The sequence below is a fragment of the Actinobacillus genomosp. 1 genome, from assembly GCF_029774175.1.
Lineage (GTDB): Bacteria > Pseudomonadota > Gammaproteobacteria > Enterobacterales > Pasteurellaceae > Actinobacillus.
This window is the reverse complement of record NZ_CP103834.1, coordinates 1,429,835-1,444,767: the sequence shown is the minus strand read 5'-3', so window position 1 is coordinate 1,444,767 and position 14,933 is coordinate 1,429,835. Positions and strand designations below refer to the sequence as shown.

Here is a 14,933-nt window from a genome sequence, read left to right as displayed (position 1 = left end):
TAAAGGAAACTCAAAATGGCATTATTAGACATCGTAAAACCGGGTGTAGTAACAGGTGATGACGTTCAAAAAGTATTCGCTTATGCTAAAGCACACAATTTCGCTATTCCTGCAGTAAACTGTGTAGGTTCTGATTCTGTAAACGCAGTATTAGAAACGGCGGCACGTGTTAAAGCTCCTGTTATTATTCAATTCTCTAATGGCGGTGCGCAATTCTATGCAGGTAAAGGTATTAAACCGACCTCCGGTACGCGTGCGGATGTTTTAGGTGCAATCGCCGGTGCGAAACATGTTCACGCTTTAGCGGAAGAATATGGTGTTCCGGTAATCCTTCATACCGACCATGCAGCGAAAAAATTACTGCCGTGGATTGACGGTTTATTAGATGCGGGTGAAAAACACTTTGCGGAAACAGGTAAACCTTTATTCTCTTCTCACATGATCGATCTTTCAGAAGAACCGATGAATGAAAATATGGCGATTTGCCGTGAGTATTTAGCTCGTATGGACAAAATGGGTATGACGCTTGAAATCGAAATCGGTATTACCGGCGGCGAAGAAGACGGTGTGGATAATTCGGATGTTGAAGAGTCTAAATTATATACTCAACCGTCAGACGTTTTATACGTTTACGACCAATTACATCCGGTAAGCCATCGTTTTACCGTTGCTGCGGCATTCGGTAACGTACACGGTGTTTATAAACCGGGTAATGTAAAATTAAAACCGTCAATTTTAGGCGCATCACAAGAGTTCGTTTCTAAAGAGCGTAACCTTCCTGCAAAATCAATCGACTTCGTATTCCACGGCGGTTCAGGTTCATCACGTGAAGAAATCCGTGAAGCTATTAGCTACGGTGCAATCAAAATGAACATCGATACGGATACGCAATGGGCATCTTGGGACGGTATTCTTCAATTCTACAAAGCGAACGAAGCATACTTACAAGGTCAATTAGGTAACCCTGAAGGCCCGGATTCTCCAAACAAAAAATACTACGATCCGCGTGTTTGGTTACGTAAAATGGAAGAATCAATGTCTAAACGCTTAGAGCAATCTTTCGAAGACTTAAACTGTGTAAACGTTTTATAATCCAAGATTGTAAAAAGTAAGCCGAAAAAGACCGCTGTTAGGCGGTCTTTTTCGTTGATAATTGCATAGGGATAATTGATAATAGTTTTTCATATAATTCATATTCAATTATCAAATGCCTTTACTTGATATTAAACATCTCAATAAGCATTTTACTGATCGTATCGGTTTGTTTCGTAAGCATGATTTTTATGCGGTAAAAGACGTTTCTTTTACATTAGAGCGAGGTGAAACGATAGCGGTTATCGGTGAAAACGGTGCCGGTAAATCCACGTTATCTAAAATGATTGCCGGAATCACTAGACCGACCTCGGGTGAAATGATTTTCAAAGGTCAGACCCTTCATTACGGCGATTACCGTTTTCGAGTGAAGCATATTCGGATGATGTTTCAAGATCCGAACGATGCTTTCGATCCGAATTATAATGTCGGTCAAATCTTAGATTCTCCTCTGCGTTTAGCTACGAATTTAACTGAAAGTGAACGTAATGAACGGATTTTCAGTACATTACGTTTAGTCGGTATGTATCCCGAACATGCGTTAATTCCTATTCACGAAACATCTAGCAGCCAAAAGCAACGAATTGCTTTAGCGAGAGCTTTGATTCTTTCTCCGGAAATTATTATTGCCGACGATACGCTAAGTACCTTGGATTTTTCGGTTAAAACACAGCTAACCAACTTAATGCTTAATTTACAAGAGCGATTAGGGATTTCTTTTATCTATGTTGGGCAGCATCTCGGTATTATTAAACATATTGCAGATAAACTGATGGTAATGCACGAAGGGGAAGTTGTGGAATACGGTAAAACTAAAGATATTTTGTTAAATCCTCAAAGTCCGATTACGGCACGGTTAATCGAAAGCCATTTCGGCAAAAAATTAACTCCGGAAGCATGGGGTGAATAATTCAAAAATTAATTAAAAAATAATATATAAAAAATATGCGACACAATGAATTTATACGGGGGATAAGAGAAGTTTCTCCGATGATGTTAGGTTTTATTCCTTTAGGGTTGGTGTTAGGTGCGCAAGCCTCACAAAAGGGTATGCCGTTTTATGAAATCGGCTTATTAACCGGGCTGAACTTTGCCGGCGGTTCGGAATTTGCCGCTGTGAATCTTTGGACTCATCCTCTTGCTATCAGTGTTATTGTTGCCGTTTCAATGCTGATTAACAGTCGCCATATTATTATGGGGGCAGCACTCTCTTTGTATATGAAACAGATCGGTCGGTTAAAATCGTTAGGTCTATTATTTTTTATGACGGACGAAGTTTGGGCGATGAATTTGGCTGATGCGCAAAAACGTCCGGAAAAAGCGATTAGTATTCCCTATTATATGGGAACGGCACTTAGCCTTTACGTGATGTGGATCAGCTCAAGCATGATTGGGGCTTATATCGGGCCTTTTGTCGGTGATTTGGAAAAGTACGGTTTCGATATGTCTTTTACTGCAATCTTTTTAGTGATGCTAAAAGGCATGTGGAAATCGTTTAAACTTGCGCGTCCGTGGTTTGTCAGTTTATTGGTCGCCGGTTTTGTCTATCATACGGTAGAGGGTGCTTGGTATGTGCTTGCGGGGGCTTTATCCGGAATTTTATCCGCCTATCTTTGGCATAGGGGAGAGAGTAAGGGAGAAACATTATAATGGAATGGAGTGTTTTTCTGACGATATTACTCATGTCCTTTTCTACTTATCTGACACGGGTTCTCGGTTTTTTGGTGTTACGTAATCGAAAATTAAGTCGTACGACTGAAAAAGTGATGGAGGCAGTTCCCGGTTGCGTGTTAATTTCTGTAATTGCCCCGACCATAATGTCCGGCGATCTCGCCAATACGTTAGCGGTTATTATTACTTGTTTGGTGATGATGAAATTTTCGTTATTTCCGACAGTGGTTATTTCGATTGTGGCAACGGGATTATTGCGAGCAATTTTATAAGGGATAAGCAGTTAAGTTTGAAAATTCTAAACACTTGCTAATTTTCTGCTAATTTTTCTTATTTAGAATGTTTTACATCGGAACTGCTAAGCCGATATGTTTTTTTCACAATGATTCTTAAAAGCTCAAGTCAATTTTGGTTTGAGCTTTTTTTTCATTATATAATCGCTCTCAATACTAAATAGGGGAATATTATGCGAATTTTATTAGTTGAAGATGATGTAATGATCGCAAATGTAGTCGAAGATAGCTTGAAAGATAGCGGCTATGCTGTAGATTGGGTCAATAATGGTAATGTAGCTGAAACAGCTTTGCGAGATCAAACGTATGATATGGTATTGCTAGATTTAGGATTACCCGGACAAGATGGGCTACTCGTGTTACAACATATCCGTAATCTAAAAAATAGCACACCTATTTTAATTATGACTGCTCGTGATGATATTAGTAGCCGTCTAGCTGGGCTAGATGGTGGTGCGGACGATTATTTGGTCAAGCCTTTTGATTTATCGGAGTTGCATGCCCGAATAAGAGCGATTATCCGCCGCCATAGTGGACAGGTAACACCAAAACTAAGTAATGGGGTGCTAACGCTAGATCCACAAACTTATCAAGTTGATATTACAGGTCAAAATGAATCTGTCTCACTGACCAATAAGGAGTTTGCAATTTTGCAAGCCTTGGTATTACGCCAAGGCATTATTCTTTCTCGATCAGATTTGGAAGACAAGCTTTATGGATGGGGGGAAGAAGTAGAAAGTAATGCAGTAGATTTTCTTATTCATACTATTCGTAAAAAAATTGGTAAAAGCCATATTAAAAATGTGCGTGGTGTGGGCTGGTTAGTACCAAAAGAAAGCTAGGGGAAGTAATGAGAAATTCCATTAAAGCTCAATTGATGTGGGGCATTTCGGCATTGTTGTTTATCACGGCATTATTGAATGCAGGCTATAACTTTTCTGATATTTGGAGAGAAACCAATGAATTACAGGATAGGGTTTTAAGACAGGTAGCGGATTATATAGACCCAAATAAAGCTTATCCTAAACAAAATTCTGACCATAATGATACTCAACTACTGGTACAAACTTCGAAAAGCCCTGATGCAATTTTTGATGTAACGGATAAACATGAAGACTTTTATGATGCTGAATATAACGGTGATATGTACCGTTTTTATTTGAAACGAAAGCCGGATGGTTATGTGTTAGTCGCCCAAAATAGCAATTATCGTACCGATTTAGCGATGGATGTAGCGTTAGATAATCTTGTACCATTTGCGATTTTATTACCTCTTACCGTGCTGGCAATTGGATTTTTAGTACATTCTAAAATGCGAACGGTGCAACATATCGCCCAAGAAATTGAGCAACGTCAAGATCTTGATTTAACACCGATTGATACCTTACAAGTTCCAACTGAAATTCAAGGCTTTACCAATGCGATTAATCAACTGTTAGTCAGAACTTTCCATTCGATTGAACAGCAACAGCGATTTATAGCAGATGCAGCCCACGAAATGCGTAGTCCGATGACGGCTCTTTCATTGCAGGCTGAACGCCTTTCAGGACAAGGACTGCCAATACAACAAGCGGTGCAAATTGAACAAATTCAACAAAGTATTAAGCGTAACCGTCACTTAATTGAGCAACTACTTTTACTGGCCAAAGCACAGGCAAGCTATGTAAGTTTACAAAAAACGGAAATCAATTCTCAATATTTATTTCGTCAAATTATTGAAAGTTTGCTACCTATTAGCCAGCAAAAAGATCAGGATATTGGTGTGGTAGGTTCGCAAGCGGTGGTTTTTTATGCTCCGGAAATTGATATGTTTACTCTTGTTAAAACTTTGGTTGATAACGCATTACGATATACGCCAGCAGAAAGCCAAATTGATTTAAGCTGTGAAGAACATGATGAATTTGTGATTTTTAGTGTAGAGGATAATGGTAATGGTATTCCATCGGAAATGCAGGAGCGAGTACTTGAGCCATTCTTCCGTATTCTCGGTACAGAACAACAAGGTACAGGGCTTGGTCTAGCAATCGCTGTAAACATAGCTAAACGTTATGGTGGATATCTAGAATTACATGACAGCCAGAAATTCTCAACCGGACTTTTGGTCAAAGTATTCCTGCGTAAATCTTATCTGCAAGCCTAGTCCATTTATAATAACTGTGTTTGCCCAAAATAATTATCTGTGAATGTAATAATTGAATATGGTTGAACACAGTCCATATCTACCAATATCATTGATACAATGACAACATAATTACAAAACGTTAGTAAAATTCGTCAGCTTGCTAATTTTCCGCTAATTTTTCTTGTTTAAGATGTCTCACATCGGAACTGCTAAGCCGATATGTTTTTTTCATAATGATCTTAAAAGCTCAAACTGTTTTAGTTTGAGCTTTTTCATTTTTCAATAGTTTGAATATTTCACTATATTCTTTATCTTTTTAACGATTTTTCCTAATTTTCGCCTAATTTTGCCCCTGTATTATATTAATAATTGGACAAAATAGTTATCAGTGTGCTTATAGCTATTTATCTTTAATACTATGAAATTAAATATCTAACCGTCAATTTTCTCTTTTTTATATAAAGGATAACTCAATGAAATTTAAACGTCCTCAATGGCATTTATCTCAAGTTAGTCTTATCGCCCTGGTTTCACTTTATGTTACTGTTGCCTTGAATATCGGTTTTTTCCGAAAAGTTGTCAGTCTCTACCAATTTACAGGAACAAGCGCTGATTACTTCATTTACACCATGCCGTTAGTGCTTTTTGCTGCCTTAAATATTGTACTAAACCTACTTTCTCTTCCATTTATACATAAAGTGATTGTACCGTTACTTATTCTATTAAGTGCAGCGGTAAGCTATAACTCATTGTTTTTCAATGTCTATTTTGACCGTGATATGCTCACTAATGTATTACAAACCAACCCTGCTGAAAGCCTGCGAATGATGACACCAAGCTATCTTGTGTGGATTTTCTTCCTTGGTATTGTGCCGGCACTCGCTTATCTTAACGTGAGAATCGCTTACCAAGCTTGGTGGAAAGAAATTTCACTCAGAATTGCAGTGATTTTTACTGCATCGTTAATGATTTTTGCAGTCGCCAGTCAGTTTTATCAAGATTACGCTTCATTTTTCCGTAATAACAAATACTTGCCTCATTTGATTGTACCGTCTAATTTTGTTGCTGCTAGTGTGAGTAAAATCAAGCATAGTCGAATAGAAAATCGTCCGTTCGAGAAATTAGCAGAAAATGTTAAAATAGAAAAACCTGATCGCTATCGCCATGTGACTGTCATTGTGCTAGGTGAAACAACCCGTGCGATGAATTGGGGACTAAATGGTTACGCACGTCAGACTACACCGAAAATGGCAGCCCGTCTTGCAAGCGGTGAGAATTTGATTAATTTTAGTAATGTCAGCAGTTGTGGAACTGCTACAGCTATTTCCGTACCGTGCTTGTTTTCATCAATGACACGAGAGCAGTACGATGAAGTTACTGCTAAAAATCAAGATAATTTACTTGATATTTTGAGTCGTGCAGGTGTTAATGTGGTGTGGATTGAAAATAATAGCGATAGCAAAGGTGTGGCTAATCGAGTTAAAGAAATTAATACTTTTAATGGTAACGCTTCCTCACTTTGTACCAATAGTGAGTGTTTAGATGAAGTGATGTTACCTGAATTGGATAAAGCCTTAGCTGAAAATTCAGACAAAGATACGGTGATAGTATTGCATACGATCGGCAGCCATGGCCCAACTTACTATGAACGCTACACCGAAAACGAACGCCTTTTTACGCCGACTTGTGATACTAATGAAATCAGTAAATGTAGTAATGAAGAATTGGTAAACACCTATGACAACGGTATTGTTTATTTAGATAAGTTTCTTGATCAAGTCCTCCAACGTTTAGAAAGACGAGATGACTGGGAAAGTGCAGTATATTATTTTTCCGATCATGGTGAATCATTAGGCGAAAATGATATTTACTTACATAGCACGCCGTACTCTCTTGCACCAAAAGAACAAACTAAAGTTCCGATGATGATTTGGTTTTCAAAATCTTGGGAAAAAAATGAGCCGTTTGATTTAGACTGTATTAAACGCAATGCCGACAAGCCTTATTCACACGATAACGTATTCCATACGGTATTTAGCTTGTTAGATATTGATATGAATAAACACAGCTTGCCAATATATGATATTTCGCTCGATATTGTCGGTAGTTGTCATCGTTAAACAAGATTGAACGGATTTTGTGGATTTTTGCTCAAATTTAACCGCTTGTCTGATTTTTGATCTAGTGCATAAAAAATGTTAAATACCCCATTTAGACTATTCCTCTTTGTATTTGCTAAACGTACACTGGTATAGATAATAATTTATAGAAGGAATGAAGAATGGAACTTAAAAACGTTATTGAGCAGCGTAAAACGATCAAAGTGTTTAATCCTAATGTGAAAATAGATCGCCAAGAATTAGAAGAAATGTTGAGTTTAGCGCAACTTGCACCGTCTAAAGCAAATTTACAACCGTGGCGTTTTGTCGTGGTGGATGATGCGGAGCAGAAAAGTAAATTGTTAGGCTCGGTTGCATTTAATGTACCGCCGTGTGAAACGGCTTCTGCGGTGATTCTCGTATTGGCGGATTTACAATATCAATTGTTACTGGATGATATTTTAGATCGTTCGATTGAAACCGGTTGTTTACACCAACAATTTAAACAACGTTCGTTGGATTTCTTACTTAGCGTACATAATGCGGCAACGGAACAGGATATTCGCGATCAAGTAATTACCGATACCAGTTTAGCGGCAATGCAATTAATGTTAATTGCCAAAGATAAAGGTTATGATACTCACGCAATAGGGGTATTTGATCGCCCGTCCGTGCTGGCGGCTTTAGAAGTAGATACGACACGTTATTTACCGGTCATGTTATTGGCGATTGGCAAGGCTGCCACCGCAGCGTTACCGAGTAGTCGTTTATCACTTGAATATACGGTCTCTTGGAATAACGGGCTGGGCTTTAAAAAGTAATTGTAATATTTGTTAAACAAGCGGTCTGATTTCTTAAAACTTTTGCAAAAAGTTGCTAAAATTAGACCGCTTTTTTATTGTTATTTTTTATGTTTGAGGAAGTATGCAACCCGCTAATAATTCGATTTTAAGTAAGATTATTTTTGCCAGCCGCTGGCTACAGTTACCGATTTATTTAGGCTTAATTGTAGTGCAAGGTATCTATGCTTATAAGTTTATGAAATCACTCTACAACTTAATCGTAAACTTAGGCGTAATGGATGAGAATACTATTATGCTAACGGTATTAAACTTAATTGACGTAGTGATGATTGCCAACTTATTAATTATGGTTATCGTCGGCGGCTATGAAACATTCGTCTCGAGATTAAGAGTAGATGATCATCCGGATCAGCCGGAATGGCTCAATCATGTCAATGCTTCGGTATTAAAAGTGAAATTGGGTATGTCAATCATCAGTATTTCATCGATTCACTTGCTACAAACCTTTATTAATGCAGGTAATTTGGATGAAAAAACCATGCAATGGCAGGTAATTATTCATGTGACTTTCTTGATTTCGGCGGTTGCAATGGCTTATACCGATAAAATCTCACATTCGGTGACAGTAAAACACCATTAAATCTATCACAATAATTTAATGCATTTTTATCAAAAGCGGTTAGAATTGAACCGCTTTTATTTATGTAGGAAAAGGACTATGACTAAACATTATGATTATCTAGCGATTGGCGGCGGCAGCGGCGGTATCGCTTCTATCAACCGTGCGGCAAGCTACGGCAAAAAATGTGCGATTATTGAGGCGAAACATTTAGGCGGTACTTGCGTAAATGTCGGCTGTGTGCCGAAAAAAGTAATGTTCTACGGTGCGCATATTGCCGAAGCGATTAACAGTTATGCACCGGATTACGGCTTTGATGTCACGGTCAATAACTTTGATTTCACCAAATTAATTGAAAGTCGTGAGGCATATATTTCACGTATTCATACTTCATATAACAACGTATTGGCAAAAAATAACGTTGATGTATTTAACGGTTTTGCAAAATTTGTGGATGCGAAAACGGTTGAAGTAACTTATGCTGACGGCAGTTCTGAGCAAGTTACTGCAGATCATATTTTAATTGCGACCGGCGGTCGTCCGTCGATTCCGGCGATTAAAGGTGCGGAATACGGTATTGATTCCGACGGGTTCTTTGCATTACGTGAAGTCCCTAAACGTGTTGCGGTGGTCGGAGCCGGCTATATAGCGGTTGAAATTGCCGGTGTGTTAAACAGTTTAGGATCTGAAACGCATTTATTTGTACGCCAACACGCACCGCTACGTATGCAAGATCCGTTAATTGTCGATACGTTGTTAGAAGTCTTGGCGCAAGATGGTATCACGCTACATACTCAAGCGATTCCGCAAGAAGTGCGTAAAAATGCAGACGGTTCATTAGTATTAACCTTAGCGGACGGGCGTGAAGCAACGGTTGATTGCTTAATTTGGGCGATTGGTCGTGAGCCGGCGTGCGATAAAATTAATCTTGATGCGGTGGGTGTGAAAACCAATGATAAAGGTCAGATTATCGTCGATAAATTCCAAAATACCAACGTGCCGAATATTTATGCGGTCGGCGATATTATTGAAGGCGGAATTGAATTAACACCGGTTGCGGTAGCTGCAGGTCGTCGTTTATCCGAACGTTTATTTAACAATAAACCGAACGAACATTTGGATTACAATTTAGTACCGACCGTTATCTTTAGCCACCCGCCGATTGGTACGGTCGGTTTAACCGAACCGCAAGCGATTGAACAATACGGTGCGGAGAATGTGAAAGTCTATAAATCTTCATTTACCGCGATGTACACTGCTGTGACTCAACATCGCCAACCTTGCCGAATGAAGCTGGTTTGTGTCGGTAAAGACGAGAAAGTAGTCGGTTTACACGGAATCGGTTTCGGTGTGGACGAAATGATTCAAGGTTTTGCGGTAGCGATTAAAATGGGCGCAACGAAAGCTGATTTTGATAATACCGTTGCCATTCACCCGACCGGTTCGGAAGAGTTTGTAACGATGCGCTAAGTATGAGCTAGTGCAAGTTATACTTATTTGAAAAACGGATACTAAGGTATCCGTTTTTTATTTATACCAAAATAATTGTTCGCCGGTGTTCCAAATTGTTTCCGCAATCATCGGTGGCGATTCATTCCGTAACTCGCAAAGCGTTTGAAAACTGACTGCCAAGCGTTCCGGACGATTAGGTTCTCCTTGAAAGCCGAATACCGGCATATCGGGCGAGTCGGTTTCCAACAATAAACTTTCTAAAGGCAGCTTACGAATCGCTTCTCTGGTTTTATTCGCTCTTGCATAAGTAATAGTGCCGCCAACCCCAATCTTATAACCTAAATCGACAAAGCGTTTCGCCTGCTCGTAGCTTCCCGCAAAGCCGTGAATAACGCCGGTATTGGATAATTTCGCTTTTTTTAGAAAGACGGAAAGCTGATCATGACTGCGACGAGAATGTAAATTTACCGGTAAATTAAACCGCTTGGCGAAAGCAAGCTGTGTTTCTAAAAATTCACATTGTTTTTGCCAAAGCTCATCAGTACAAAGCTGTTCGACAGCTCTTTCCAAACCGATTTCGGCAATTGCTGTACATTGCGGATCTTGTTGGGATAATAAGGATTCTAAATTATCTAAATGCTCGGTCTGATGCTGTTGAATATAAAGCGGGTGAAGCCCTAAACCGTACACTAAGTTATTAGGCATTTGCTTGGCGCAAGCGGTCACTTTTGCGAAATTTTCTGCAAATACGGACACAATCAAAATACGTTTTACATTCGAATGTTCGGCGTTTTCAACAAGTTGGGGAATGGAAAGATTGAGGCTTTCCGAAACATAATCCAAATGAGTATGGGTATCAAAGAATTGCATATAATAGAATGGTAAAAAATAAAAAAGCGAGGAAATTTTCCTCGCTTTTAACGTTTTAATCAAGATTAGTTTGCTGCATAAGCATCTTCGTCACGTTCACCTAACGGTTTAAGCATAGTGAAGAAAAGTACGATACAAACAACTGTTGTCGCTAAGCCTAAGTAAACCGATAATTCATAATCTAAACCGAAACCGATTTTGTTATAGAATAAGTAGGTTGCACATACGCTTGTAATAAACCACGCAGGGATTGAACATACCCAGTGGAATTTTTTGTAACGATATAAGTATGCCGCTGCAGTCCAAAGCATTACCATCGCTGTCATTTGGTTTGCCCAAGTGAAGTAACGCCATAACACGCTAAAGTCGATTTTCGATACTACGAAACCTAATGCGAATAACGGTACTGCAATCAATAAACGTTTCGCTAATGAACGTTGGTCGATTTTGAAAATTTCCGCAATTTGTAAACGTGCAGCACGGAATGCCGTATCGCCTGAAGTAATCGGTAATACCACTACGCCGAGGATTGCAAAAATACCGCCGATAAAGCCTAAGAAGTGCATTGAGCTGTCATAAACCACTTTAGACGGAGAACCTGCTGCAATTGCATCTTGTAACGCTTGTGGGTTTTCATAGAATGCAAGACCAACCATACACCATACTAATGCGATTACACCTTCAGTAATCATCGCACCGTAGAAAATGAAGCGACCTTCGCTTTCATTTTCCGCACAACGCGCCATTAACGGAGTTTGTGTCGCGTGGAAACCTGATAACGCACCGCAAGAAATGGTTAAGAATAATAAAGGCCAAATCGGAACATCGCCTTTAGGTTGGAAGTTTTGGGTGAATTTCTCCCATGTTAAACCTTGACCGTCTGCGTTGATAGTACGGAAGAAATCAATCGGATCTTGCGCACTTAAGTGAGAACTTACTAAACCGTAAACCATACCGATTGACATAAATAGTAATAACGCACCGAAGAACGGATAGATACGACCGATGATTTTATCTACCGGTAATAATGTCGCTAGAATATAGTAACCGAAGATAATAAATGTCCATACACTAATTACAGTCGCTTTATCCATACCCCAAACGGTTACGCCACCGGCTTCTACCGCTTGTTTAACCGCTTCGACATCACCTAATTCAATCGCACCTGAAGTTGCGCCGGCAACATCCATTGTAATGGTTGCCATTAATTGCGCCGGACTTGCAACGAATACCACACCTACTAATAATAGAAGGATTAACGCCATTACGTTGATAAATACTTTAACCGGACGGCCTAAGAATTTACCCGCTAATGCCGGCATTGTCGCACCACCGTTACGAATACTTAACATACCGCAGAAGTAGTCATGTACCGCACCGGCAAAGATACAACCGATTACGATCCAAATCATTGCAACAGGTCCGTATAATGCACCGAGGATCGGACCGAAGATAGGACCGGTACCCGCAATGTTTAATAACTGAATAAGCCAAATCTTCGTTTTAGACATTGGCATATAGTCCACACCGTCATTCATTGTATAAGCAGGTGTTGCTTTTTTCGGGTTAATCACGAAAATCTTTTCGATGATTTTCCCATAGATGAAATAGCCGAGTACGAGGACTGCGACACAGAAGAAGAACCACAACATAGTAAGGTAACCTTATAAAAGTTTAAATTTGGAAGTTATATAAATTGCCCAAGCGGCGTTATATTTTAGTGATATACGTGAATAAAGTAAATTCTGTTCGTTACTATAAATGAGTATTTATGTAAGAAATGTGAATCACTTCAAATTTTTTTGATGTGAAAAATTTTATTTTCTTAACATAAGTCATAATTTATATAAAAACGCCACAATTTCTTGTGGCGGTATGCTTATTTGTGTCGTTTCTCTTCGAAAGTTTCGAGTAACTGTTGAATTTGCTGATTAGCAAAGATTTCTTCTATCGTTACGCTTAATTTTCTTCGCCAATTCGGATATTCAGTACTTGTTCCGGGAATATTCACCGGTTCAAGCATATTTAGCCAATCTTCCGGTTGAGTACCGAATAATGCAGAATTGGTATCCGCTACATAGTTTTGTAACTGATGTACAAATTGTAGGCTGACGCCCTCGCTGTCTTTTGCAAGATCTTGGGCTTTTTCGACCGCTTGTCTAATCGCTTCCTTATTGAAATGGCGGCTTTGTTTCAGAATATTGAGTACTTTCTCACTCGGATAAACACCGAATTTTTCGCCTAAATCAAAGTCGTAACCCTTCCAGTAGCCTTGTACGGTTGGTAAATCATGTGTACTGAGTGTGGTCATCGCTTGATATGGATAATCGGCTAATGGTTTGCTGCCGTGTCGATCCCATTCGAAATAGAAAATGTTATAGGCAAGAATACCTTTGTCTTCTAATTTTTGTAGCATGCCTTTTGGCACGGTACCAAGTGCTTCTGCAATGATTAAACATTGATGTCGTTGGCTTTCTAAGGCTAGAATTGCTAACAAATCCTCAAGTGGATAACGCACATACGCCCCATTTTTAGCCGAATCGCCTTTTGCGACCCACCACATACGAGCAAAACCAAGAATATGGTCGATTCGTAATGCTCCGCAATCTTTCATATTAGCACGTAATAAATCAATAAACGGCTGATATGCTCGGCTTTGCAATACTTCCGGATGCATCGGAGATAAGCCCCAGTTTTGTCCGTTTGGCGCCATAATATCCGGTGGTGCACCAACAGAGGCATTTAGCACAAATAACTCTTTATCCGCCCAAGTTTCCGCACCATTATCGGCAACACCCACCGCTAAATCACGGTAAAAGCCGATAGGCATATTGAGTGCTTTTGCCAATTGATTACACGCTTTTAATTGTTGTTGAGCCACAAATTGCAACCACATATAAAAACGAACTAATTGGCTATGTTCCGTTTGGAATGCCTGTACCGCATTTGATGCGTAGTCTTGATATTCTTGCGCCCAGAAATTCCAACCCCATTGCTCGCTAAATTGGTTGGATAACCAATAATGTAGTGCATCGAATGTGCCTTGTACTTTTAGGCTTTCGCCGTATTCATTGATAAATTGTTCGAAAGCTTGTTGGTCTTGCTGAATGAAAGTGGCATAAGCTAATCGTAGCCCTTCGAGTTTTAAGCGCATTACTTGCGAATAATCTACGTAGTCTTTTGTTCTTGCCTCAATAAGCTGTTGTTGAACTTCTGCGGAATGAAACCAAGCTTGTGCTTCACTAGATTGTTGGAAGGCATCAATCGCGGTTACATCAATATAAATAATGTTTTGCCATAAACGAGAAGACGGACTATAAGGGCTGGCACTTTCTGGATTGGCTGGGAAAATAGCGTGAATTGGATTTAGCCCAATAAAATCACCACCTTTTTCAGCAAGTCGATTGAGAAAGGTTTTCAAGTCGCTAAAATCGCCAATTCCCCAGTTATGTTCGGAACGAAGCGTATAGAGCTGTAAAATAGCTCCCCATAATTTTTGTTTTTGTTGTAATTCTTTCGGTTGGAAAGCGGTTTTTGGCGTAATAATAAGACGGCAACTAAGCGAATGATGCTCACTTTCAAGCTGTAATTGATGATAGCCCATCGGTAGATCTTTCGGTAGATTGATCGCATTACGCTTTACTTTACCACAACGAGTTTCACCGGTTTCTAGGTGAAGTTGCCAGCGAGCTTGTAAGGCTTTATTGCTATTTGCAAGATTTAGTCGAATATAGACCGCTTGTCCTTCTGTCGCTACTTTTACAGGAGGGATAATGGGTTTACTTTTAGGAGAACCTAAGCGTTTTGCAATTTTGCGACAGACAGCTTGGTTGGCATAACGGCGTCTGCCATATTCATCAAAAAAATAAGAATTAAGGTATGGGTGAAGCGATTTCATTGTGATCTTCCTTT

13 protein-coding genes are annotated in these 14,933 nt (G+C 39.4%); 10 read left to right on the top strand and 3 right to left on the bottom strand.

Going from position 1 to position 14,933, the window contains the following annotated elements:
• Window positions 1-15 precede the first annotated feature (15 nt).
• The 10 genes from fbaA to gorA all read left to right on the top strand — a co-directional run bounded on the left by fbaA (window position 16) and on the right by gorA (window position 10,169).
• Window positions 16-1,092, top strand: a complete 1,077-nt coding sequence (fbaA, locus tag NYR63_RS06585; RefSeq protein ID WP_279456821.1) for a class II fructose-bisphosphate aldolase — start codon at window positions 16-18, stop codon at window positions 1,090-1,092.
• A 115-nt stretch (window positions 1,093-1,207) separates the two neighbouring features.
• Entirely contained in the window at window positions 1,208-2,002 is a 795-nt protein-coding gene (locus NYR63_RS06580; protein WP_279456820.1) for a peptide ABC transporter ATP-binding protein, read from the top strand.
• Between the two features lie 35 nt (window positions 2,003-2,037).
• Window positions 2,038-2,742, top strand: a complete 705-nt coding sequence (locus NYR63_RS06575) for an AzlC family ABC transporter permease (RefSeq protein WP_347710234.1) — start codon at window positions 2,038-2,040, stop codon at window positions 2,740-2,742.
• A complete protein-coding gene (locus tag NYR63_RS06570) occupies window positions 2,742-3,035 on the top strand; it encodes an AzlD family protein (RefSeq protein WP_279443325.1) in 294 nt (97 codons plus the stop codon). The genes NYR63_RS06575 and NYR63_RS06570 overlap by 1 nt, the downstream gene beginning before the upstream one ends.
• Window positions 3,036-3,229: 194 nt before the next feature.
• A complete protein-coding gene (locus NYR63_RS06565) occupies window positions 3,230-3,898 on the top strand; it encodes a response regulator (RefSeq protein WP_279443326.1) in 669 nt (222 codons plus the stop codon).
• Between the two features lie 8 nt (window positions 3,899-3,906).
• A complete protein-coding gene (locus NYR63_RS06560) occupies window positions 3,907-5,196 on the top strand; it encodes an ATP-binding protein (RefSeq protein WP_279456818.1) in 1,290 nt (429 codons plus the stop codon).
• Between the two features lie 455 nt (window positions 5,197-5,651).
• Window positions 5,652-7,298 (top strand): phosphoethanolamine transferase, encoded by a 1,647-nt coding sequence (locus NYR63_RS06555; protein WP_279456817.1) that lies wholly within the window; start codon window positions 5,652-5,654, stop codon window positions 7,296-7,298.
• A gap of 161 nt (window positions 7,299-7,459) precedes the next feature.
• Entirely contained in the window at window positions 7,460-8,098 is a 639-nt protein-coding gene (locus NYR63_RS06550) for a nitroreductase family protein (protein ID WP_279456816.1), read from the top strand.
• Window positions 8,099-8,201: 103 nt separating this feature from the next.
• The gene (locus tag NYR63_RS06545; RefSeq protein ID WP_279456815.1) at window positions 8,202-8,720 is read left to right on the top strand and encodes a TIGR00645 family protein; all 519 of its coding nucleotides are present in this window, start codon (window positions 8,202-8,204) and stop codon (window positions 8,718-8,720) included.
• A gap of 78 nt (window positions 8,721-8,798) precedes the next feature.
• Window positions 8,799-10,169 (top strand): glutathione-disulfide reductase, encoded by a 1,371-nt coding sequence (gene gorA, locus NYR63_RS06540; RefSeq protein WP_279456814.1) that lies wholly within the window; start codon window positions 8,799-8,801, stop codon window positions 10,167-10,169.
• A 57-nt stretch (window positions 10,170-10,226) separates the two neighbouring features.
• On the opposite strand, the gene NYR63_RS06535 is transcribed toward gorA, so the two are convergent.
• The 3 genes from NYR63_RS06535 to malQ all read right to left on the bottom strand — a co-directional run bounded on the left by NYR63_RS06535 (window position 10,227) and on the right by malQ (window position 14,919).
• Window positions 10,227-11,021 (bottom strand): TatD family hydrolase, encoded by a 795-nt coding sequence (locus NYR63_RS06535; RefSeq protein WP_279456813.1) that lies wholly within the window; start codon window positions 11,019-11,021, stop codon window positions 10,227-10,229.
• 65 nt (window positions 11,022-11,086) lie between these two features.
• Window positions 11,087-12,673 carry a carbon starvation CstA family protein gene (locus NYR63_RS06530; protein WP_279456812.1) on the bottom strand — a complete coding sequence of 529 codons (1,587 nt, stop codon included), beginning with the start codon at window positions 12,671-12,673 and terminating at the stop codon, window positions 11,087-11,089.
• A gap of 227 nt (window positions 12,674-12,900) precedes the next feature.
• Entirely contained in the window at window positions 12,901-14,919 is a 2,019-nt protein-coding gene (malQ, locus tag NYR63_RS06525; RefSeq protein WP_279456811.1) for a 4-alpha-glucanotransferase, read from the bottom strand.
• Window positions 14,920-14,933 lie beyond the last annotated feature (14 nt).

Coding starts and splice junctions, on each gene's coding strand:
- NYR63_RS06535 (WP_279456813.1), bottom strand. CDS start 11,021: ATGCAATTCTTTGATACCCATACTCATTTGGATTATGTTTCGGAAAGC.
- NYR63_RS06560 (WP_279456818.1), top strand. CDS start 3,907: ATGAGAAATTCCATTAAAGCTCAATTGATGTGGGGCATTTCGGCATTG.
- NYR63_RS06545 (WP_279456815.1), top strand. CDS start 8,202: ATGCAACCCGCTAATAATTCGATTTTAAGTAAGATTATTTTTGCCAGC.
- NYR63_RS06555 (WP_279456817.1), top strand. CDS start 5,652: ATGAAATTTAAACGTCCTCAATGGCATTTATCTCAAGTTAGTCTTATC.
- NYR63_RS06530 (WP_279456812.1), bottom strand. CDS start 12,673: ATGTTGTGGTTCTTCTTCTGTGTCGCAGTCCTCGTACTCGGCTATTTC.
- gorA (WP_279456814.1), top strand. CDS start 8,799: ATGACTAAACATTATGATTATCTAGCGATTGGCGGCGGCAGCGGCGGT.
- NYR63_RS06580 (WP_279456820.1), top strand. CDS start 1,208: ATGCCTTTACTTGATATTAAACATCTCAATAAGCATTTTACTGATCGT.
- NYR63_RS06550 (WP_279456816.1), top strand. CDS start 7,460: ATGGAACTTAAAAACGTTATTGAGCAGCGTAAAACGATCAAAGTGTTT.
- NYR63_RS06565 (WP_279443326.1), top strand. CDS start 3,230: ATGCGAATTTTATTAGTTGAAGATGATGTAATGATCGCAAATGTAGTC.
- fbaA (WP_279456821.1), top strand. CDS start 16: ATGGCATTATTAGACATCGTAAAACCGGGTGTAGTAACAGGTGATGAC.
- NYR63_RS06575 (WP_347710234.1), top strand. CDS start 2,038: ATGCGACACAATGAATTTATACGGGGGATAAGAGAAGTTTCTCCGATG.
- malQ (WP_279456811.1), bottom strand. CDS start 14,919: ATGAAATCGCTTCACCCATACCTTAATTCTTATTTTTTTGATGAATAT.
- NYR63_RS06570 (WP_279443325.1), top strand. CDS start 2,742: ATGGAATGGAGTGTTTTTCTGACGATATTACTCATGTCCTTTTCTACT.